We start from the raw sequence: 20,916 nt of genomic DNA, 5'->3' as shown, positions 1-20,916 counted from the left end.
TTCGTTTGCAACGCCCTCTGATTACGAGGGCGTTGTTGTTTTACAAAGCTTTCTTACCGATCAAGCCAATGTTATGCTTAACCAATAGTAATAAGTTTTAAATCTGGATTGATTGCACAGATGGAAAGGATAAAGAGAACCTACGAGTATGCTGCGCCAAATATTACACTTGTCGCATGGATGGGGATTTTGGGCTTTCCACTCTATTACGTTATTTGGAAATATGTATTTCCGCAGCCTTATGAAAGTGAGCTTTTAAGAACCATTGGTTCAATCATGCTAATAGGGTTTATCTTACTGCGCACATTTTCAGAGAAAACTAAACGAATCCTTCCGTACTATTATTTAGTAGTAATTGGCTTTACTTTGCCTTTTTTCTTTTGTTACATGATGCTGATGAATAACTGGACTACCGTCTGGGTTATGTCGTTTATGTCATCCATATTTTTTCATATATTGCTTATTTATGATACAAGAATCATGGTTGCTCAGGCTGTAATATCTGTTCTATCCGCTGTTTTACTCGCTTACATTATGGGTGGACAAGGAATCTACATGGAGCAGAGTCTTACGTATTTACCTATATTCGCGTTTACTTATATTTTTGGTAGTTTATTCTTCTTCCGTAACCAAAATGAGCATGAATCCAAATTTGCAATCGCTAAGTCGTTTGGTGCTGGTATTGCTCATGAAATGAGAAATCCTCTCAGTGCTATGTATTCTTCATTAGAGGTAATGCGAGCAATTATTCCGAATAAGAGCGCTATTTTTCGTAACTCACACCAATTGAATACCGAAGAGCTTCAACGCTTGAACGAAATCATAGACGATTCGATGAAAACGATCATGAACGGCAATGAGACAATTGACTTGTTGCTGACGTCTATCGATCAAAGCCGAGTATCTACATCGACCTTCTGCCGTAATAATGGCAAAGAAGTAATTGAAAATGCAATAAGAACATTTGCATATAAAACAGCGCTAGACACTAAAGCTGTCTCAGTTAACATTCCAAACAGTTTTGACTACTTTGGCAGTGATACTTTATTGAAGTATGTCTTGTTTAACTTACTGAAAAACTCATTTCGCCATAGGGGAGCAGGAAAGTTCACCATAACGATTGACTCTCAAAACCAAGACGATTGCAATATCATTACTTTTAGAGATACCGGCAAGGGGATAGAAGAGCAACTACTCCCTTATATTTTTGAGGATTTTTATACCACCGGTAAATCTGGATCATATGGTTTAGGCTTGGCATTCTGTAAAAAGGTCATGAGGTCGTTTGGCGGTAAGATTGTATGCCAATCCGAGTTTGGTGCATGGACAGAGTTTAAATTGATATTTCCTAAGTATGAGTCGACTGAAGTGGCACAGATTAAGAGTGAACTGATTAAAGATAGGTCAGTGTTGTTTATTGGTGAGTCATCTAGCATGTTGGACTTGGTTAAGAGTGCTCAATATCACCGAGAATTCAAGCTGACAGTTGAAGATATAAAAGCGGCAAGTTACCGCGAAGAATATAGTTTCGAGTATAGCCTTATCATTATCGATGGTAATCTATCGAGAGAAGGGTGGATCTACCTTTCGAGTCTAGAGGCTAAACTTGAGTTTACTGAGGCAAGAATTGTTCTCGTTCACTCCGCAAATGACCAGAGAAACCTATACTTCAAGCGTTATCTTAATGTCGAGCTAATGGATTATGACGAGTTTACCTCTGATATTAGAGATACATTAGATAAATTGTTTTTTAGAGAAGTGGAAGAGCTTGCGACGGTTCGTCCTTACAACACCATATCTTCTACAAAAACAGTTCTCTTAGTCGATGACAATCACTCATTGCGAACAATTACTAGCATAATGTTGGAAAAAGAGGGTTTGGTCGTGCTCCAGGCTAGCAATGGTGCTGACGCACTAGTCATGCTTGATGAAGAAAACGTTGATTTAGTTATTATGGATATAGAGATGCCGATTCTAGATGGCATTTCTACTGCGGATAAGATAAGAAAATCTACTGCAAAGTATAATACAGTGCCTATCATTGCCTTTACTGGTGATGCGAATCCAACAACTCGTGAAAAAATCAAGCAATCTGGTATGGATGACTTACTCATTAAGCCGACACCGAAAGACGAGCTAGTTGATAAAGTGGCGTCTTGGATATAGATGAGGGAGCTCAGATCTAAAGGTTGAGCTCCACATCCGACTTACTACCTATAAGAAATAGAATTCTTTGTTTTCCGTTGCTTCTTTACATGCTTGTACTACTCGATCTAAATCCTCGAGAGTATGCTCTGAAGTGACTGAAAATCTGATGATATTTTTTCCTTTTGGCGTTGCCGGAGTACAAAATATAGAACCATAAACGCCTTTGCTCTCTAAGAAATCCCGAACAATTTCAGTGTTTTCAGCGTCACCTGTCTCTAAAGCGATGATCTGAGATTCACTACGAATAGATAGTCCCAAGTTTCTTAGTTGATTTCTTAAATAGTCACTATTTGAGAACAGCGAGCGTCTTGCACTGTCGGCGCTCTTGATAACGTCGACAGTGGCACTTAACCGTTCAGTTTCATACGGTAGTAGCATGGAACTGAATATTGCAGGGAATGCCACAAATGGAAGACAATGTGCGGTCTTTTTGTTGGATAAAATTGCGCCTGCACGATATGCAAATGTTTTTGCTAAGCTCACAGTAATATAATCGACATGCTCAGTTAAACCCAATTCAGCAACCAAACCAGCACCTTTAGGACCGTGAGTTCCAAGTGAATGAGATTCATCCACGACCAAAGCGCAGTCATACTCATAAGCCATTGATACCAGGTCTACAAGCGGTGCTATAGTTCCCAACGTACTATAGATAGAATCAACTAGAATTATGCCTGGGCCATTCTTTTGAATCTGTCGCTTTAAGTGCCTGATATTGTTGTGCATAAATGGATGAACCATAGCGCCAGCAATTCTTGCACCCTCCCATAATGAAGCATGAGCGAAGAAATCAACATACACGTTAGTGTCTTTCGTGCAGATAGCCTGTAGTAAGCTCAGGTTTGCGGTATAACCTGATTGTGATACCACACACTCTTCAAATCCTGTTAGTTTAGCGAGTTTTTTTTCAAAAGCAGAACTGTCTTCCGCCTCAGCAGTATAAACACCAGACATCAACATACTTTCCGTATTGGCTCGTATCGCGTCTATGTGCTTCTCCTTAATATAGGCGTTGTTATTCAGACATAGATAGTCATTTGTTTGGTAACTAGTATCACTTGCCGTAGGTCTTTTCCCAGAGACTAGATGCTTTTTACTTTTGGTTGAATGGATATTTTCAGCGATATAAATATCGTGTTGCTGTTCAATAAATTTAGGCAACGTTTTTGTTATTTTCTCTAAGTGCATAGCTAGGTTCTCTCGACATTTAAAATGGGTTGTCGGCCGACAGAACGAAATATTGCCCAATATGCAAAAATAGTCACTAGTGACTATTTTATTTTTTGGAGTTACTAGCAATCTTCACTATACTACATAGCGATATATTCATCTTGCTTATACCCATTGGGGATCTGTGCGAGGTTTTTTATACTCTTTTTAGTTGTTATTGATATATGTATCACATTTTTCATTGTCGTGACATTAACTCTGGCCAATACATTTTGATAAAACCAAAACTCACCCAGATAACCGCCAAAGTTGCTACAGATAACTCCAAAAAACCGAAGTTGTGAAGCCAATGCCAATGCGGGTACTCGCCCTCGAAGAAATCCGTTAACCTGTACATCGCTATCGAACTGATGACTGAAGGAAAGGTAATCGCAGCGATAGATGGTTGAAATTTCAGTCTTAATAATCTGAAGTAACACAAGTAGATAAGTAACGTCATCGTGATGGCGATACCAGCTAGCGCACCCGTCAGTATAGGATCAGGTTCAGGGAAATTGACTAAGTATGCTGATAATGTGAGGTTGATCGGCGCTGCCATGATAGCGATAGTAGGCCTGGCTCTCTTGCGAAGCATACCTTCAAACACCAATCGATATAGAACCAGTGGTAGCATAAAGAAATATATTGCTATACATACACTAGCAATGGTTTCAGAATATACCGTATGGCCAAATTGAGTTCCTGCTAATGAACTACTAATAAGTCCAACAGGATAAAGAAACCAACTTGGAACTATATTGGCAATTTTAAAATTCTTAATTTGATAGAAAAAGAATAATATCGCCATGAGTATATGCAACATCAACGCGGCAAACCAAAGAGGGTAGGCGATGAGTGGCCTTATAACGGCTAAGTAATCACACAGGATTAATAACGCCATACTCATTGGAGCCATTAAGCTGCCTGTTAATGGGTGCTTTATATCAGCAGAAAATATATGGCGATTGAGCAGATATTTTAACAGTACGGGAATTAACAGTAAGGCGCCGATAGTGGCTAAGACTGGTTGAATAGTCTTACCAAGTTCTGGTACATACATCGCCCAAGCGTGGCCGAGGCCGATCATTCCTAAAGCCAACGAGGCTTGAGAGGTGGGGACACTGTGAAACTGTGTCAGTCGTTTTAGGGCAGCAAGACTTGTTGTCACGAGGAGAGCTCTCTTTAATATCCTTATTATTATCTGCTAGCTCTTCGGGGAGAACTAGCAGTCTAGCCGTCTAATTATACACGGTTTGGATAGAAAGTGCGCTCAGTTTTCCTTGCGTGGTAGATCTTCTTGTCGCAGTTTTTCGTTTTTGATGGTTCGGTGTAGTAGTTGACTATAGATAGGTTGACCACCCATTGCTTGAGCAATCACTGTCGCACCTAACGCTGTGATGATAAGGGGTAAGATCAAGTGGTAGTTATTAGTCATTTCAATGACTAATAAAATCCCAGTAATCGGTGCTCGTACCGTTGCAGAGAAGAGTGCGCCCATCCCTGCGATTGCAAAGACCCCCGGTTCTATTGGCAATTCAGGAAATAGCGCTTTTGCTGTTAATCCAAAGGCATAGCCGAAGGACGTTCCCAATGCCAACATAGGTGCAAAAATACCGCCTGGTGCACCAGAACCAAAACAAATAAGGGTAGTAAGCACTCTACCGATAAACAGCAATACCAAGACGGAAGCGCTAAAACTGCCATTTGTAATATCCGGAATAATACCGATACCGCCGCCAGTTAATTCCGGTACATAAAGGAGGAGCAGTCCGAAACATCCGCCAATAATAGAACCCGTAAACAGGAAGCGTTTAAGGTCGTTTTTATGAATGCGTACAAACAGGTCCTGAAACACGGTAACTAGCTTATTGAACGCAACACCAAATACACCGAAAAGTGCACCCAAAACCAGAAACAACCACAACACATTAAGTTCTGGTGAACCATATTGTGGAATGGAGATAACGGCGCTTTGGCCATTAATATAGCGAAAAACCAACGTCGCGGTTACTGCTGAGATCAGTACGGCTTTAATAGAAATAAGAGAGTAGCGAAAATGCGGACGCATCTCTTCGACAACAAACATGATACCGGCAAGAGGGGCGTTAAACGCAGCCGCGAGGCCGCCTGCAGCACCGGACGCAAGTAAGGTATGGCGACTGTCATCGTTTTTTACTCGGAAGAGATCTGTCACCATCCGAGCTAAGTTGCCGCCCATTTGTACCGTTGGGCCTTCTCGACCTAGTACCATACCTGAACCGAGAGCTCCTAAGCCACCAAAGAACTTAACGGGTAACACGCGCCACCAACGAACTGGTCGCATATTATCCATCGCACCCTCAATTTCAGGAATACCTGATCCAGCGGCCTCTGGTGCAAATTTATGGACCAAAAAATATCCAATGAAGGCGAGTAATGCACTAATTAGAAAAGCTGATAACCACAGAGGAAGGACTGAACCGATTTCGTCGCGAAGCCACTCTGTGCGGGTCTCAGTTACGAAGTGAACACCAAGCTCAAACAATGTGCCTACTAAACCTGCAAGTACACCCACAACACAAGACAGCAGAAGCACTGAGATAGGGGTCGTGTCTCTCGAGAGAAATTGATTAATCGTTCCGCGTGGCACATGGGCAAGTAACGACTGTTTGATTCTTTCTCTCTTTGTCATTGTATTTAAAGACCTTGGTTCTTCGGATTGGCGGGAATGTATAAGTAAAATTATACGACTTAGAACAATTGGCAACAGTGGTAAAGATGAAAAGTAGTATTCCAAATTTAATGTTGCCTAGTGTTGCAGCATTTTGTGATTCACCTCAATATTCTCTACTTGCAATAATCCAGATATGTACCATATTTAAAGCGTAGGGATTGTATTCGACGAGCATGGAGGATTTGAAAACCCTACGTACAATTTGGATGTGCAACAAACACATACTACTGCCCCGTAAATTATCTCAGCCGCGTTAACAAGGTTCAGAGATTCGCAAACTCACGATTGAGTAACGGGGGATCAAGGCGCGCGCAAAGTGCGCCTTTTGTCTTTTGGTCTTTTTTACTCATTCCTAAACCTATTCAATATAGAACCTACGAGTCACTTAGGTATATACTCATACCAAAGCAGCATTCAGAGAGTTCATCATGTCAAATCAAGTACCTACCAATATCATCACTGGTTTTCTTGGTGTGGGTAAAACCACCACAATACTTAATCTACTTAAATCAAAACCCGAGAATGAAAACTGGGCGGTACTCGTTAATGAGTTTGGCGAAGTCGGTATTGACGGCGCAATGATGGCTGAAGGTGGTGCACTCATAAAAGAAGTCCCGGGTGGCTGTATGTGCTGCACTGCAGGTGTTCCGATGTCGGTAGGCATCAACGTTCTGTTAAGACAAAAGCCAGATCGTTTGATAATCGAACCAACGGGGCTGGGGCATCCCAAACAGGTCATTAAGACGTTAACATCAGAGCAGTACATTGATTATATTGATTTAAAAGCGACGATTGCGTTGGTGGACCCGCGTAATTTATCCGATGATAGGCATTTATCTAATGCCAACTTTAATGACCAACTTAGTGTCGCAGAGGTTGTGATCGGTAATAAAGTGGATCAATGCACCGCTGAAGATGTCGATGTATTCAATGATTGGGTTACGGATCAAACGCCTGCCAAGATTTTCCACAAACTGGTAAAAAACGGCGTGCTTCCGATAGAGGTATTGGATATAGAGCGACGAGTTCAAGAAACGGAATCTTCTGCTCACTCTCACGACTTTCACGACCATAGCGATCTTGAACCGGTGTTCGAGTTATCTCCTGAAAAACCATTTATCCGCCGCGAGAATCAGGGACAAGGTTACTTTAGTTGTGGTTGGATTGTTGGTGCGGAACATACATTCGATTTTGACCAGTTGTTCTCAATGTTCAGTGATTTGAATGCAGAGCGCATTAAGGCAGTAGTAAACACAGATAAAGGATGTTATGCCTTTAACGTCGCTAATCGTGTTGTTTCCGTCAATCAAATGTCGTTAAAAGGCTATGAATCGCGAATTGAAGTCATCGATAGTGAGCTCCTGCCATGGGAGCAATTGGAGACAGTACTCCTTCGCTTATGTGGCTTACGTTAAGGTATGGACTCAAATGAACTTCTAAAGACGGCTTCTACCAGACAGATCATTGATGTGCAGTGGCTTCGGTCTCTTGACGAGGCCGCTAAGCGCTACGGTCTCGATATTGCAACGTATCGCGGCGGCATTAAGGATTGGCACGAACAAATGGAGAGGCCAAAAGTCTCCCTCGATTCGCTGGAAGAAGCGATCGCGCTGGTGGAAGCGCACCCTGCCGCGTTTGATATTGTGATAGATGCTGGTACCAGTATTACGGCAAATCATCTTGGTGTACTTGGTGCATTTTTATATAGCGCTCCCAGTGTTGATGTGATGTTGAAGTTCTTTGAAGCATTTTCATTAGTGTTTTGTCCAGCTGTAAAGTTGGTGTTTATTCATCGCCTTAATGAGAAGTCTGAACTTTGGATGCTCAGACACGATAACGACAAAGGTATGCCGACCTTTTCCAACCTAGGCTTCAGTTATTACTGTATTGCCTTAATTACTTTTATTCGGTCGACACAAAAGGAAGCGTGCACTGTAGAGTTTTTCTTTGAACGAGATCCTCTAGATGACGACGTCATAGAGTCATTAGAACAGAGATTTAATTGCCGGATTTTTTATGGGCATAAAATCCGACGCATTACCTTACCAAGCTGGTTTGTCAACAAGCCATGCACCTACGCAAACTCTGAGCTTAACTCGACATTAGTGGCACCGATGCATTACAGTGCCGAAAGCACCATGGATTCGAGTTTAGCTGAGCAGGTGTTTGCCGTTTTTAAGCAGTATGAGGTCACAGATATAACGATTGACTCTGTGTCTCGGCATTTTCATATGAGTAGTAGAACACTAACGCGAAAACTCAGTGCGCAGTCTTTGTCGTTTCGAACTTTGCTAGACCGTTACAAATTAGAACGAGCGATTTCGTTGTCCGCCAACCCAAGCACAAACCTCACTCAAATTGCCTTAGAAGTTGGTTTTAAAGATCTCAGCTCCTTCTCCAGAGCTTTCAAACGTTGGACTGGGGAATCACCGAAATCGCTGTTCAATAGTCGATAAATCACCTCTTTACTAACTCGCTCAACCAATTGGCTTTTATCTTTTAAGAACACCTTGCACCTATGACTGGGTAGTCTATTGTTATTATTGAAATAACAATAACTTGCACGTGTTAGAAGGGAAGCTAAATGGGTGTGATGGTAAGAGTTTTATTAGCACTAGTTAGTGTCGGTTTCACATCGTCGTCAGTTAGCTCTGAACTTGAAGGGGCTTCCTTTGTTGGCAGTGATGCTTGTATTGAATGTCATGCTAAGGAAGTCGAGTCATGGACAGGCTCTGACCATGAGCGAGCCATGGATCACGCGACGTCGGAGAGTGTTCTAGCCGATTTCAATAATGTTCAGTTCAAGTATCAAGGGAACACGAATCGCTTCTATAAGAAAGACGACGAATTCTGGGTCAATATTCAGGGACCTGACGGTGACTTCCACGACTATCAAATTCTTTACACTTTCGGTCATTATCCACTTCAACAATATATGGTCCAGTTTGATGACGGTCGTGTACAACTGATACCTTTTACATGGGATTCGAGAGCCAAGGAGTCTGGCGGGCAAAGGTGGTACCACCTCTACCCTGATACGACGCCAAACGATGAGTTTTATTGGACCAACTCTGGTCAAAATTGGAACTTCATGTGTGCAGATTGCCACTCTACAAATTTACACAAAGGCTACGATAAAGCCACCAATCAATATGAAACCACTTGGTCTGAGATTAATGTCGGTTGTGAAGGCTGTCATGGCCCTGCTAGCGTTCATATAGAGCTTGCAAAGCGAGGCAGCGAGGGTGGCTTTAAGACTGTTGACCACTACGGTTTCAATCGTGATTTATCTCAAGCGGTGACAAGCTGGGTATTCAAACAAGGGAAATCGACGTTACAACCTAGTGATATTAAATCGACCCAACAGGTAAAGGTATGTGCTCAGTGTCATAGTCGACGTGTTCAGCTCACTGAAGACTACGATCATGTACAAGGCGAGATTTTGGATCGTTACTTGGTTTCAAACCTTACTCAAGAACTTTATCACGCTGATGGTCAAATCTACGATGAAGTGTATGTGCTTGGTTCATTTGAACAATCGAAAATGGCTCAAATGGGCGTCACGTGTACCAATTGTCATGATCCACATACGGCTAAGCTTAAAATCCCGGAAGAAAGTGTTTGCTTACAATGTCACATCGCGTCTGAATATAGCTCGGAAAATCATACATTCCATCAAAAAGGTAGTGAAGCAGACAAGTGTACGACTTGTCACATGCCAGAAACTACTTATATGGAAGTCGACCCTAGAAGAGACCACAGTTGGCACGTTCCTCGTCCAGACCTCACACAACATATCAAAACGCCCAATGTCTGTACGACTTGCCATGAAAGTGAGTCACCTGAGTGGGCTAGTAAAACGCTTGCGGTATGGTTCCCTGAATCTGAATACCAAAACAGCCAGCATTATGGAATTGCTTTCTATGCAAGTGCCATAGGGCACCGCGCTGCCGCGGATGCCTTATCGTACATTGGGCAAGATAACTCTGAAGCTTCAATCGTAAGAGCATCAGCGTTGCAACGTCTAGCCGATTATCCTGGCCAAAATAGTTTGATAGCGCTCGGGCGTGCTGTAAAAAACAGCGATGCAATGGTTCGGGTAGGGGCTATCCAAGGCAGTGAGCCTTATCCTTCACACCAACGCTGGCAAATTACCTCGCCGTTATTGACTGATCCAGTACTAGCTGTTCGAACTGAAGCCGCTGGCGCGTTAGCGCGTTATTGGCAGGAGCTAAATCCTCTTCAAAAAGATCAACTAAAGCCTGCGTTAAAAGAATATATAGCAGTACAAGAATTTAACTCTGACAGAGGTTTTGGTCGCACCAATCTAGGTAACGTTTATGCCGCTCAAGGTAAGACAAAGCTGGCCATTGCAGAGTACGAAGGTGCCATTTTGGTTGAGCCATACTTTGCCAATAGTTATATCAATCTAGCGGACCTTTATCGTGCTCAGGGTCAAGAGGCATTAACCGAGCAGACTCTACAGATAGGCATCAAAAATCAGCCAAACTCAGCGGCAATTCGTTACAGCGCCGCGCTTTCCAAGCTAAGACAGGGTGAAAAACTGGCAGCATCTGACTTATTAAAACAAGCGGTAGACCTAGAAAAAGACAATGCTCAGTACTGGTACGTTTATGGTTTGTCTATGGAGTCTATTAATCTAGAAAAGGCGATTTCTGCTCTAAACCAAGCGTTCAAGATCAGTCGAAATCCAGAACAGTTATACGCGCAATGTGACATGTTGTTGAAATACCAAAAGCCTGAAGCGAAGGCGTGCTTGCAGCAGTTGTCGCAATTCGCACCTAAGGAAGTGATAGAGCAACTACAATCACGTTATTAAAGTGGATGAGCATTATTAATATAACTAAAAGTTATGACTACTAAAGATAGTATGAAGGGTATGTGTTATCGCCTAAATTAAGTGTAGCTGGAAGGGTAAACGAATGAATCAAGCACAAACAGATCTTAATCGCCTAATATCTGACGTTGGTGAGTCAGTGATCGGACAACAGCATGTGGTCACTGCACTGGTGGTTGGGCTTATTACTAATGGTCATATTCTTCTAGAAGGTTTACCTGGTACAGCCAAAACGCGCTCTATTAAAGCGTTAGCGGATCGTCTACACACAAGTTTTGGTCGTATTCAGTTTACCCCGGATTTGTTGCCTTCCGACGTGACAGGTACCGAAATCTATCAAGATGTGGATGGGAAACCTCAACTACATTTCCAATCCGGACCTATCTTCAACAGCATCGTGTTGGCGGATGAGATCAATCGAGCTCCTGCTAAGGTTCAGGCCGCCCTATTGGAAGCAATGGCAGAAGGCACGGTCACCGTGGGTGGCGAAAGTCACTCTCTCCCTGAGCTCTTTATGGTGCTAGCGACACAAAACCCTATTGAGCAAGAAGGGACTTATCCATTGCCTGAAGCGCAAATGGATCGCTTTATCATGAAAGTGACGGTGGATTATCCAGAAGACGAAGCCGAGAAAGACATCATTCGCTTAGTTCGTGATGAAGAGCTGGGAGCGCGTTCGAACTCAACAAACAGCAATAGCTCTGAATCGTCCATCTCGCCGGAGTCGGTGTTTGTTGCTCGTGAAGAAATGGCAAAGATAGAAGTCTCTGACATCGTTGAAAACTACATAGTCGGATTAGTGATGGCGACGAGGCAGCCGCACCGTTACCCAGATTCCTCATTACAAGATTGGATTTTAGTGGGCGCTTCGCCTCGAGCGTCTATCGCTCTGGATAAATGCAGTCGAGCCTACGCGTGGTTACAAGGCCGCTCTCACGTAGAGCCAGATGATGTGCGCGCCGTGGCTCATATGGTTCTGGGTCATCGGGTAGCCCTGTCATACAACGCGCTCGCAGAGCAAATCACTCAGAAGGATGTCGTCGACCGTCTATTGGATGTTGTGGCTATCGGTTAACCGCAGAGGTAGATAATATGGCTCACAATACCGATGCGTCGCTCGATACTCGCATTTATACTCCATACTCTCGATTGGTGAAGCTGCAATCGCAAGTTCAAGCGTTCTCACTATTGCCACACTTGATGGCGCAGTCGGCAATGTCTGGCAGACACAGTTCTCCGTTTCGCGGTCGTGGTCTTAACTTCGAAGAATTGCGCCATTACCAGCTTGGTGATGACATTCGTAATCTCGATTGGAAGGTCACGATGCGTACTGGTAAACCGCATGTCAGAACCTATACCGAAGAGAAAGATCGTAACTTTATTCTGTGTATTGACCAGCGAAGCGGGATGTATTTTTCGTCAGTCGATACGATGAAATCAGTCGTTGCAGCTGAAGTTGGCGCACTGGCTGCTTGGCGAATCATAAAAGACAACGACCGTGTAGGTTTTATCATTAATCATAGTGACCACATCGAGTACATAAAACCACAGCGCTCGCAAAATCATCTGCTACACGGACTTAAGCGCTTGTGTCACGCAAATCAATCCCTTGGCTTATACAGTGAAGACAGTGACAACGTGGGCTTTGCAGCGACCATATCTATGCTTGGTAATCTTGGGTTAAAAAGCGCTACCGTAGTTTTCATATCGGATTGGTCAGATGCTACAGAGCATGATATTGACCGACTGAAATACCTGCAACAGCACAATGACATCCTCAGCGTAATCATCTCGGACCCACTAGAACGTCGACTACCTGACGAGATTCTTGATGCGTCAACGTTAGTATTTGGCGATGGTAAGTATCAGCTAAGTGTGACAGAGAAACATAAACTCAATGCCGCCAATGCTGGTTTGGCAGCGCAATCTCAAAGCAAACTGGAAAGCTTACGCCAGCTTATGTCGATAAAAAAATTACCTGTGATTGAACTGACGACTGATGGTGACCACATTGCCAGGTTTAAACGAGCTGTAGGAGGGTTTAGCTCATGACTCAACCCGCACCTAGCTCTTACATTTTGCGTAATATGCTCGAAGTGCCTAATCCTGATCCTGTTAGTTGGTTGCCACAAACCATTGGATGGCAACTTATCGGATTACTCATTGTTCTATTCATTGGCGTTAAACTTTTTCGCGGCTATTGTCGCCATTCTATGCTTCGTTACCGAAGAGAAGCACTCGACATACTGCAAAGCAACAAAACATCAAAACAGCGCGACCAGATGTGTTACGACGTACTAAAAAGTGTCACGCAGTACCTTAAAATCTCTCAATCTCAGCAATATGGAACAGCATGGATAGAGCAGTTGAACCGCTATGTCAGTCCTGATGCTCAATTTAATGTTGAGTTGGGTGGAAAATGGTTACGCACTTTACTGAGTTCAAAAGTGACACTAGACGCTTCGGAATCAGAACATATTTATCAACAAGTACATAGGTGGATTGAACATCACCCCGTACCTAGTTGGCTTAAACAGTATTGGCAGGCAAAACAAGTGATTGCTCGCAGTCTCAGTAGAATTGGTATTCAAGGAGGTCAGCGATGAGTTGGTCTACCTTAACATTGACGTATCCGCTGTGGCTTTTGCTTCTGCCGCTGCCAGTGGTTGTCTATCGATTTGTACCTGCATACAAGACCAAACAAAGTGCCATCAAAGTCCCCTTCTTTAATAAGTTGCTGGATATTTTGGGTGAGCAGCCAGAACTTGGTGCCAGCCAATTGCAACCGTCTTGGTGGCAACGTGGAATACTGATCGTTTCATGGTGCTTATTGGTTATTGCAATGACTAAACCTACGGTATTGGGCGAGCCACAAACGAGAGAGAAGCTTGGTCGAGATGTGATGGTCGCGGTTGATTTATCGGGCTCTATGTCTGAGATGGACTTCTCTTCTTCAGATGGTCGGGCGGTCTCAAGGCTTGATGCTGTCAAAAGTGTCCTGCATGAGTTCGTTGCAACGCGAGAAGGTGATCGACTTGGTCTGATACTGTTTGGTGATGCGGCTTATCTTCAAACGCCTTTCACCGCGGATCACGATGTCTGGCTTGCGTTACTTGATCAGACTGAAGTGGCGATGGCAGGGCAGAGCACGCATCTAGGGGATGCGATAGGTCTGGCGATTAAGGTATTTGAACAATCTGAATCGTCAAAAGACAAAGAGAAAGTAGTCGTGGTACTGACCGATGGTAATGACACTGGCAGTTTTGTAGAACCTAAAGATGCAGCTATTGTCGCGGCGGCAAAAGGTGTGCGTATTCACGTGATTGCGATGGGCGATCCCGCCACCATCGGTGAACAGGCTCTGGATATGGCAACGATCGATAATATTGCTAGCCAATCAGGTGGTCAGGCATTTCAGGCACTAGACCAAGAAGCACTTCAACAAGCGTACCAAACGATTGGTGAGTTAGAGCCGAAGTTGTACGAAAGTACTCAATATCGACCTAAACAAACCGTGCACCAGTATTTATTGATGGTAGTAGTCATCTTGTATTTGATTGCCTTTTCAACCGCAACGCTACGCCGTCGGTATGGTCAACCTCGCGAACTTAACGAGACCAATCAAACAGGGAGAAACATCTAATGAACTCCCTAGTCGTCGAGCAAATTATTTCTCAGTTCCATTTTATGCGTCCTTATTGGTTGCTTGCTTTTGTGCCATTAGCCTTGCTGTTGCTACTTCGTTGGCGCAGAGAATCATCGACTGCTTGGAAAACCATCATTCCTGAGCATCTGCAAAAGGCATTGGTTATTGGCGAGCAAGGGTGGAAAAGCCAGCTGCCACTTAAACTCCTTAGTGCGATTCTTGGCTTAGCTATTATTGTTTGTGCAGGGCCGACTTGGCAGCGTGAGGCCTCACCATTTGGTGAGGATCAAGGCGAGTTAGTGATAGTACTCGATACCAGCCAATCGATGATGCAAAGTGATTTACCGCCTTCTCGACTCGAGCGTGCCAAGTACAAAATTCGTGACTTACTGCAAGCTCGTCAAGGTGGAAAAACATCGCTTATTGTCTTTGCTGGCAGCGCTCACACCGCGATGCCAATGACAGAAGATAATCAGGTGTTCTTGCCGTTCTTAAACGCTATTTCACCAGAAGTGATTCCTGTTCAGGGTAAGAGTGCCCAAGCCGCTATCCCTCAAATACAGTCGCAGCTTAAAGGCAGTTCATCGGGTTCAGTGCTCATTATCTCAGATGGCGTAGCATCAGAGGCGATTGACCAGTATAAGACGGCGTTTGAAGACTCAAACGTGCTCGTCATGGTGATGGCGGTAGGCAGTGAACGCAACCAATCAAGCGCAGCAACAGACTGGGAAAGCCTGAAGCAGCTTGCCAATGACACTGGTGGAAGGTACTACGCGTTGAGTATCGACAACACTGATGTTGAACAAATTGCTACTGATGTTGAAAGGCACATGCAAATCTCGGGAGAGTCAGCTATGCCTTGGCGTGATATGGGCTACTATCTGGTCTTTCCGATTATGCTGCTGGCCTTGCTTTGGTTCAGAAAGGGTTGGTTGGTGCAATGGATGTTCATCGCAACCTTATTAAGTCCAAATATTTTGGTTTCAGAAGCACAAGCGGAAACGGTGTCGTCGGTAGCGAAAACCGAGACGACCGCACAACCAGTCTCACAACTGGGTCAACTCTGGGTAACAACGAAACAAGCGTGGATGAATCTTTGGCTGACACCAGAGCAACAAGGTCAGTGGTATTTTGAGCGTGGAGAGTTTCTAAAAGCGGCAGAGCACTATCAAGAGCCTTTGAACAAAGGTATCGCTTATTACTACGGCCGCGATTTTAAGTCAGCACAAGCGCAGTTTTTGCAAGTTCAAAATAACGATCTCGGTACCCTTTACTTGGGCAATGCATTAGCACGACAACGAGAATATTTGGCAGCAAGAAATCTCTATCGTGCACTCGCCAAAGACGCACAATCTGCTGATACTGCAGAAAAGGCGACGCATAACTATCAGGTGATGCAATCGCTTGTTGACGAAATAAACCGTTTCAGTGAAAGCCAGCAAGGGACCACAGATGGGCCTGAAGAATCTACAGAGCTGGGTGATAATCCTCAAACGGCAGATGGCGCTGATGAAACGACGACATCGGAAATGATGCTAAAAGAGACGCTCAATGCACGGGAAATCCTAGGAAGTGAAGAACTGGCTGATAAATGGCTAAGCCGAGTGGAAGCCGACCCTAACAACTTCTTACGCAATAAATTCCAGATTCAACTGCGTGACACTCAGAGAGGTCAAACTCAATGATTTTTCGACTTTGCTATGTAAAACGATTGAGCTTATTGCTTGTTAGCATTTTCTTGCTGACGTTCTCTGTACAATCGAATGCAGCTATGACCATCAACGAACTTGAACGTGTAGGAGGCGTAGAAATCAAATCTTGGCTCAGTAAAGGAGCTACCGCGTCTGAACCGGCTGCCATTAGAGAACAGGTGATATTGTACATTGAGGTATCGACACCTCGTTGGTTTACAGGTGGTACTCGCATTTCGGCTTTTGGTATGCCCGATCTTATTGTCAAACAGCGAAATCAGCTCGCGACCAATTATACTGAGAGAAAAAACGGCCAAACATGGTCACGTCAGCGTTGGGAGATTACGCTTTACCCCCAGCAAAGTGGTGAATATCGTTTACCTAAAGTTCCCGTTAGAGTTCAAGTGTCAGCACCTGATGGAACTAACGTGCAAGGTACACTCTATACCAAGCCGATGTCGCTTTTTACTCAACTTCCAGATGCGTCCTTTACTCCAAATAAGCCTTGGTTTGTTGCCAGTAACGTCAAGGTTTCGGAATATTGGCAGCAGTCATCTGAGAAATTGGAAGCAGGAGATAGCCTGACAAGAAAAGTAACCATTACGGCTGATGACACGTTATCAATACTATTGCCTCCACTAGATAGTGAACAATCCATCGTGGGCACTAAGTCTTACCCTAAACCAAGTGTGCTGACTGATAGTCAGACTCGTGGAAACTATCAATCGACCCGAACCGATGAGACCGTTTATATACTGACAACAGGCGGTGAGGTCACGTTTCCTAAGCAGACGATTCGTTGGTGGGATAGCGAGTCACAGTCTGTCAAAGAAGTCACACTAGCGGCTAAAAAAATAACCGTTGCTCACACTTGGCGATCTTTATTGAATACCTATTGGTCGCAGATAGCTATACTGATAAGTGCCTCTATTGTATTGATAGGATTGATGATCTTTGTAAATCGCTATTATAAGTTTCACCCTAAACCGCCTTGGTGGCTGTTCCAACAAGCTGTAAGACGACAAGACTGGGCTAAGGTAAGAACGTTACTTTATCTAAAAGGTCGAAAGCGTACTGGCAATCTAGAGCTAAAGCGAATGCATGATGATAATAAGTGGCGAGAGGCAAGTGAGCATGTTCAGAGGCAGACGCCAACCAAAGAAAACAGCTATTGGCTTTGGCGTCATTTGAAAAGTAGCAAACAACAACAGCGCGTAAGTGACTTAAAAGGCCTTGATAAATGGCGCTGAGCACCGTGCGTTAAGTTAAGGTAATAATGAAAAATACTGAGCTAAACCTAATTCCTGTATTCGTTGCAATCTACGAAGAGCAAAGCCTTTCTAGTGCCGCTTCAAGGTTGGGAATTAGTCAGCCTGCCGTCAGCAAGGCGTTAAAGCGACTAAGAGAAATCTATGATGACTCGCTATTTCATCGCAACGCTAGCGGCGTAGAGCCAACTACGTTTGCCAATGATATCTATCCGGCGTTAGCCACCTCTTTAAAGAACTTTACTTCGACGCTAGAAGCTTCTAGAGACTTTAACCCAAAGACATCGACCAAGACATTCTCGATAGCCTCTGTGTCCGCTGCCAATTATGCGATATTGCCAGAGCTGTTGGTTCGTATCTCCAAAATTGCACCCAAAGTATCTCTAGAAGTTCATCCTTTGTTTACTGAGGACCATGAGTCTGATTTGCGCCTGCAGCGATACGATTTGGTCATTGATAGAACTCGAAGTGAAACTCCAACGTTGAAAGTTAGAGAGATTTTCCGGGAAAAGCTGTACGTGGTAGTCGCCAATAATCACCCACGTATAACCGGAGACACGATTACTACCGAGCAATATTTAGCAGAGCAGCATGTGGTGATGTCTCAATGGCAGACACGTAAAAGCTTCTTTAATGAAAAGGACTTCCCCGAATTCGGTAAACGTAAAATTATGTACCGAGCGGCGGGTGAGGTAGATATGTTGCCAGCGATTAGCCAAACTGACGCAATAGGTATTATTACCCACTCAACATTCAACAAGTTTGCTGTTGGTCTAGATGTTAAGGCATTGATGATGCCATTTGGCGCATCAGATTATGGACTAAGCATGGTTTGGCATCCGAGTCGCAACTCGGATGCGGCGCATCAATGGTTAAGGCAACAGATTATTAAGATTGCCTCTCAAGTTAATTAATCTAAGGTCATTGTTTGTACATATGCTGATAGTCAGGAATATGGGCTTCCCAGCGAGCTGGCTCTCCAATGTAGCTCTTCAACTGATTAATGAACTCGGAAACCAGTAAGGTTTGTTTGCGATGTGGATAAATAGCGTAAATACCTGTGTCCTGAGTAGATAGGGTATAGTCGGTGAGTAATGGTACTAACCCTAATTCATCAATGGGTTTTTCCAAATTAAATAGGTCAATAACGCAGTAACCAATTCCATTCTGCGTTGCAGACATCATGGTTCGAACGTCATTGACCTTATAGTTCCCCTGCATTTTATAGCTAGTCATTTCTTGGCAACTCGGTGTTCTACTCATTTTAAAACTATCAAGACATACATCGCCGTTATTATAGATGACGGCGGGCAGGGTAATGAGCTCTTCCGGTGTTTGTGGTGTCCCATGTTGCTTAAGGAACTCTTTAGAGGCAACGATGGCAAAGTTAGTCTTAGCCAGCTTTTTAGCAATTAAATTCGAGTCCGTTAGCTTGCCCATTCGAATAGCTAGATCAAAGTGATCGGCGATGATATCGGTTTTTCTGTCGTCTAAATGCAACGTTACTTGAACGTTTGGATACTTTCTCATAAAGCAGCTAATAACGGGTTGAACATATTGCTGTCCCAAGAACACTGCAGAGACAATCCGTATTATACCTTTCGGCTCAGAATGGTAAGAATCAGCAATTCCCTTTATGTTATCCAACGATTCTAACAGCACATGAGTTTCAGCAAGAATGTCCTCCCCAGCCGAGGTAAGAAAAAACGAACGAGTAGATCGGTTGAGCAACTGCACGCCCAATGTCTCCTCGAGCTTTTTTATCTGCTTTGAGAGCGAGGAGTTATCCATATTATTGAGCGCCGCAGCTTTGGCGAATGAACCTTGCTGGACGACATCCACGAAGAGCCGAAGCTGATGAGTAATAGACATTTTGACCAAATTATTTTCGGGGAAACGTCTTCATACTAGTGGACTAGCTTCCTGATTGGAAGGTGTGTCATAAGGTTTGATGTCAAGGTCATCACTCCAAAACTGAAAGTACGCAGTTTCGACCTTGCTCTTTGGCTTTGTATAGCTGTTGGTCTGCTCGCTCCATAAAGTACATAAAATCTTCGTGTTCTTCGGGGATGTGTGTGAATACCCCGATGGATGTTGTGATAGTGCTGGAATTTGACGTATCAATCAGACATTGTTGTTCGAGCGTACTTCTCACTTGTTCCGCTATTTCAATGACCTGTTGATGTTCAGCGCAGCACACAACTACCAGGAATTCATCGCCGCCCATCCTAAAGATAAAGTCGTTTTTACGGCAGAAATTTGATGCTAATACGTGACTAAAGTGAGTGATGGCTTCGTCCCCTCGAGCATGCCCGAGTGTGTCGTTTAGATGCTTGAAATTGTCGAGATCGAGAGATATAAAGCTTAAGTAACTATTCTCTACTTTCGCTCTTAACAAGGCTTCTTGTGCCATCATCATAAAGTATCGGCGATTGAATAAACCAGATAACTCGTCGGTGACTGCCAGTTGTTGGAGCTTGTCATTGAGCGCTTTTAGTTCTTTCTCCGCAACGATGCGACGATTCTTCTCTCTAATAAGCTCAATCGCATGAGAGGAGAGCTCAAAGTACATATTTAAAATGGTGTCGGTCAGTGTTCCATGTTCACCAACGAGGGCGGTTTCGGCTTCGATTTTTGCTTGGTTTAAGTCAAGAGCACCTTTTGAAAGAGCGTTTATCACCAAGCCCATTTTTTTGTCTTCATTGAGAATGTGCAGTAGCAGCCAGCGAATAAGAAAATGCAAAATTTGCTCGGTCGCTTCATGCCAGCCTACGCTCTTCGTTCGATGTTGTAGTCTAATAATCTCTGGCACAAAGGATTCGTGGTTGCCTTTATGAAGTTCACTCCAAGAATCTTGCTCAAAGTATTGTTGCCAAACGAGCTCTTCTTCCGTGAAATGGTAGCGAGCATAGTTAGCCAGTTCATCAAAAATGGTAGAAACTTGAAGCTGGTTATCGTACACCAAGGCATTAGCGAGTTTGTTGATTAACGAAAATAGGTTTTTGTGTTGCTCGTCAATACTGGCTATTCCAGTTTCGAAATTGGAGTTCCAAGGAAAAAGCTCGATTTGGTTGCTAGACATCAATGGGCTATCTGTGATGACAAGTGATGCACGATGGTATCGAAAATGCTGAAGCCAAAAAAGCCGAAGAGCGCACTTATGGGGTAATTGGTCTTAAAATCAATTGGTTAGAGCTGGATTGCTGAATGGGGTGACGGTGTTTTGTACACTAAACATGGCAAAAACTTCATGTTTTCCTACACGATTTTTAGTGTGCTCAAGGAGAAAATTATGATCAAGAGAGCGTAACGCTCTCTTGGAG

General features: G+C 43.7%; 16 protein-coding genes. 11 read left to right on the top strand and 5 right to left on the bottom strand.

The genetic code is table 11. From position 1 onward, the window contains the following. The first annotated feature begins 120 nt into the window (after nucleotides 1-120). Nucleotides 121-2,166, top strand: coding sequence for a hybrid sensor histidine kinase/response regulator (locus tag VME0621_RS02820; RefSeq protein WP_062455468.1), 2,046 nt, complete (start codon nucleotides 121-123; stop codon nucleotides 2,164-2,166). Nucleotides 2,167-2,214: 48 nt separating this feature from the next. Here VME0621_RS02820 and cqsA read toward each other — a convergent pair whose 3' ends face one another. The 3 genes from cqsA to clcA all read right to left on the bottom strand — a co-directional run bounded on the left by cqsA (nucleotide 2,215) and on the right by clcA (nucleotide 6,088). Next, entirely contained in the window at nucleotides 2,215-3,396 is a 1,182-nt protein-coding gene (cqsA, locus tag VME0621_RS02815) for an alpha-hydroxyketone-type quorum-sensing autoinducer synthase (protein WP_062455464.1), read from the bottom strand. Nucleotides 3,397-3,616: 220 nt separating this feature from the next. Further along, entirely contained in the window at nucleotides 3,617-4,585 is a 969-nt protein-coding gene (locus VME0621_RS02810; RefSeq protein ID WP_082795446.1) for a TDT family transporter, read from the bottom strand. A gap of 102 nt (nucleotides 4,586-4,687) precedes the next feature. Then, nucleotides 4,688-6,088 carry a H(+)/Cl(-) exchange transporter ClcA gene (gene clcA / locus VME0621_RS02805; protein WP_062455457.1) on the bottom strand — a complete coding sequence of 467 codons (1,401 nt, stop codon included), beginning with the start codon at nucleotides 6,086-6,088 and terminating at the stop codon, nucleotides 4,688-4,690. Nucleotides 6,089-6,558: 470 nt separating this feature from the next. On the opposite strand from clcA, the gene VME0621_RS02800 reads away from it, so the two are divergent. The 10 genes from VME0621_RS02800 to VME0621_RS02755 all read left to right on the top strand — a co-directional run bounded on the left by VME0621_RS02800 (nucleotide 6,559) and on the right by VME0621_RS02755 (nucleotide 18,507). Beyond that, on the top strand, nucleotides 6,559-7,545 hold the full coding sequence (locus VME0621_RS02800; protein WP_062455453.1) for a CobW family GTP-binding protein: 987 nt from the start codon (nucleotides 6,559-6,561) through the stop codon (nucleotides 7,543-7,545). A gap of 3 nt (nucleotides 7,546-7,548) precedes the next feature. Then, nucleotides 7,549-8,586, top strand: a complete 1,038-nt coding sequence (locus tag VME0621_RS02795; RefSeq protein WP_062455451.1) for a helix-turn-helix transcriptional regulator — start codon at nucleotides 7,549-7,551, stop codon at nucleotides 8,584-8,586. A gap of 128 nt (nucleotides 8,587-8,714) precedes the next feature. Further along, nucleotides 8,715-10,970 carry a multiheme c-type cytochrome gene (locus VME0621_RS02790; RefSeq protein WP_062455448.1) on the top strand — a complete coding sequence of 752 codons (2,256 nt, stop codon included), beginning with the start codon at nucleotides 8,715-8,717 and terminating at the stop codon, nucleotides 10,968-10,970. Between the two features lie 103 nt (nucleotides 10,971-11,073). Continuing rightward, nucleotides 11,074-12,063 (top strand): AAA family ATPase, encoded by a 990-nt coding sequence (locus tag VME0621_RS02785; protein WP_062455446.1) that lies wholly within the window; start codon nucleotides 11,074-11,076, stop codon nucleotides 12,061-12,063. Between the two features lie 17 nt (nucleotides 12,064-12,080). Continuing rightward, entirely contained in the window at nucleotides 12,081-13,040 is a 960-nt protein-coding gene (locus VME0621_RS02780) for a DUF58 domain-containing protein (protein ID WP_062455443.1), read from the top strand. Then, entirely contained in the window at nucleotides 13,037-13,594 is a 558-nt protein-coding gene (locus tag VME0621_RS02775; protein ID WP_062455433.1) for a DUF4381 domain-containing protein, read from the top strand. Before VME0621_RS02780 ends, VME0621_RS02775 begins: the two co-directional genes overlap by 4 nt. Then, the gene (locus VME0621_RS02770; protein ID WP_062455429.1) at nucleotides 13,591-14,631 is read left to right on the top strand and encodes a vWA domain-containing protein; all 1,041 of its coding nucleotides are present in this window, start codon (nucleotides 13,591-13,593) and stop codon (nucleotides 14,629-14,631) included. The genes VME0621_RS02775 and VME0621_RS02770 overlap by 4 nt, the downstream gene beginning before the upstream one ends. After that, nucleotides 14,631-16,319 carry a VWA domain-containing protein gene (locus VME0621_RS02765; RefSeq protein WP_062455426.1) on the top strand — a complete coding sequence of 563 codons (1,689 nt, stop codon included), beginning with the start codon at nucleotides 14,631-14,633 and terminating at the stop codon, nucleotides 16,317-16,319. The genes VME0621_RS02770 and VME0621_RS02765 overlap by 1 nt, the downstream gene beginning before the upstream one ends. Then, the gene (locus tag VME0621_RS02760; RefSeq protein WP_062455423.1) at nucleotides 16,316-17,575 is read left to right on the top strand and encodes a BatD family protein; all 1,260 of its coding nucleotides are present in this window, start codon (nucleotides 16,316-16,318) and stop codon (nucleotides 17,573-17,575) included. The genes VME0621_RS02765 and VME0621_RS02760 overlap by 4 nt, the downstream gene beginning before the upstream one ends. A 26-nt stretch (nucleotides 17,576-17,601) precedes the next feature. Then, nucleotides 17,602-18,507 carry a LysR family transcriptional regulator gene (locus VME0621_RS02755; RefSeq protein ID WP_038222099.1) on the top strand — a complete coding sequence of 302 codons (906 nt, stop codon included), beginning with the start codon at nucleotides 17,602-17,604 and terminating at the stop codon, nucleotides 18,505-18,507. Between the two features lie 7 nt (nucleotides 18,508-18,514). Here the strand turns inward: VME0621_RS02755 and VME0621_RS02750 are convergent, their stop codons facing one another. Together VME0621_RS02750 and VME0621_RS02745 are read right to left on the bottom strand one after the other, a co-directional pair. Then, nucleotides 18,515-19,465 carry a LysR family transcriptional regulator gene (locus VME0621_RS02750; protein WP_062455420.1) on the bottom strand — a complete coding sequence of 317 codons (951 nt, stop codon included), beginning with the start codon at nucleotides 19,463-19,465 and terminating at the stop codon, nucleotides 18,515-18,517. A gap of 91 nt (nucleotides 19,466-19,556) precedes the next feature. After that, nucleotides 19,557-20,675 carry a bacteriohemerythrin gene (locus tag VME0621_RS02745; protein ID WP_062455417.1) on the bottom strand — a complete coding sequence of 373 codons (1,119 nt, stop codon included), beginning with the start codon at nucleotides 20,673-20,675 and terminating at the stop codon, nucleotides 19,557-19,559. Between the last annotated feature and the right edge of the window lie 241 nt (nucleotides 20,676-20,916).

The organism is Vibrio mediterranei, assembly GCF_900088415.1.
Classification (GTDB): Bacteria; Pseudomonadota; Gammaproteobacteria; order Enterobacterales; family Vibrionaceae; genus Vibrio; species Vibrio mediterranei.
This window is presented reverse-complemented; position numbering and strand designations above follow the sequence as displayed.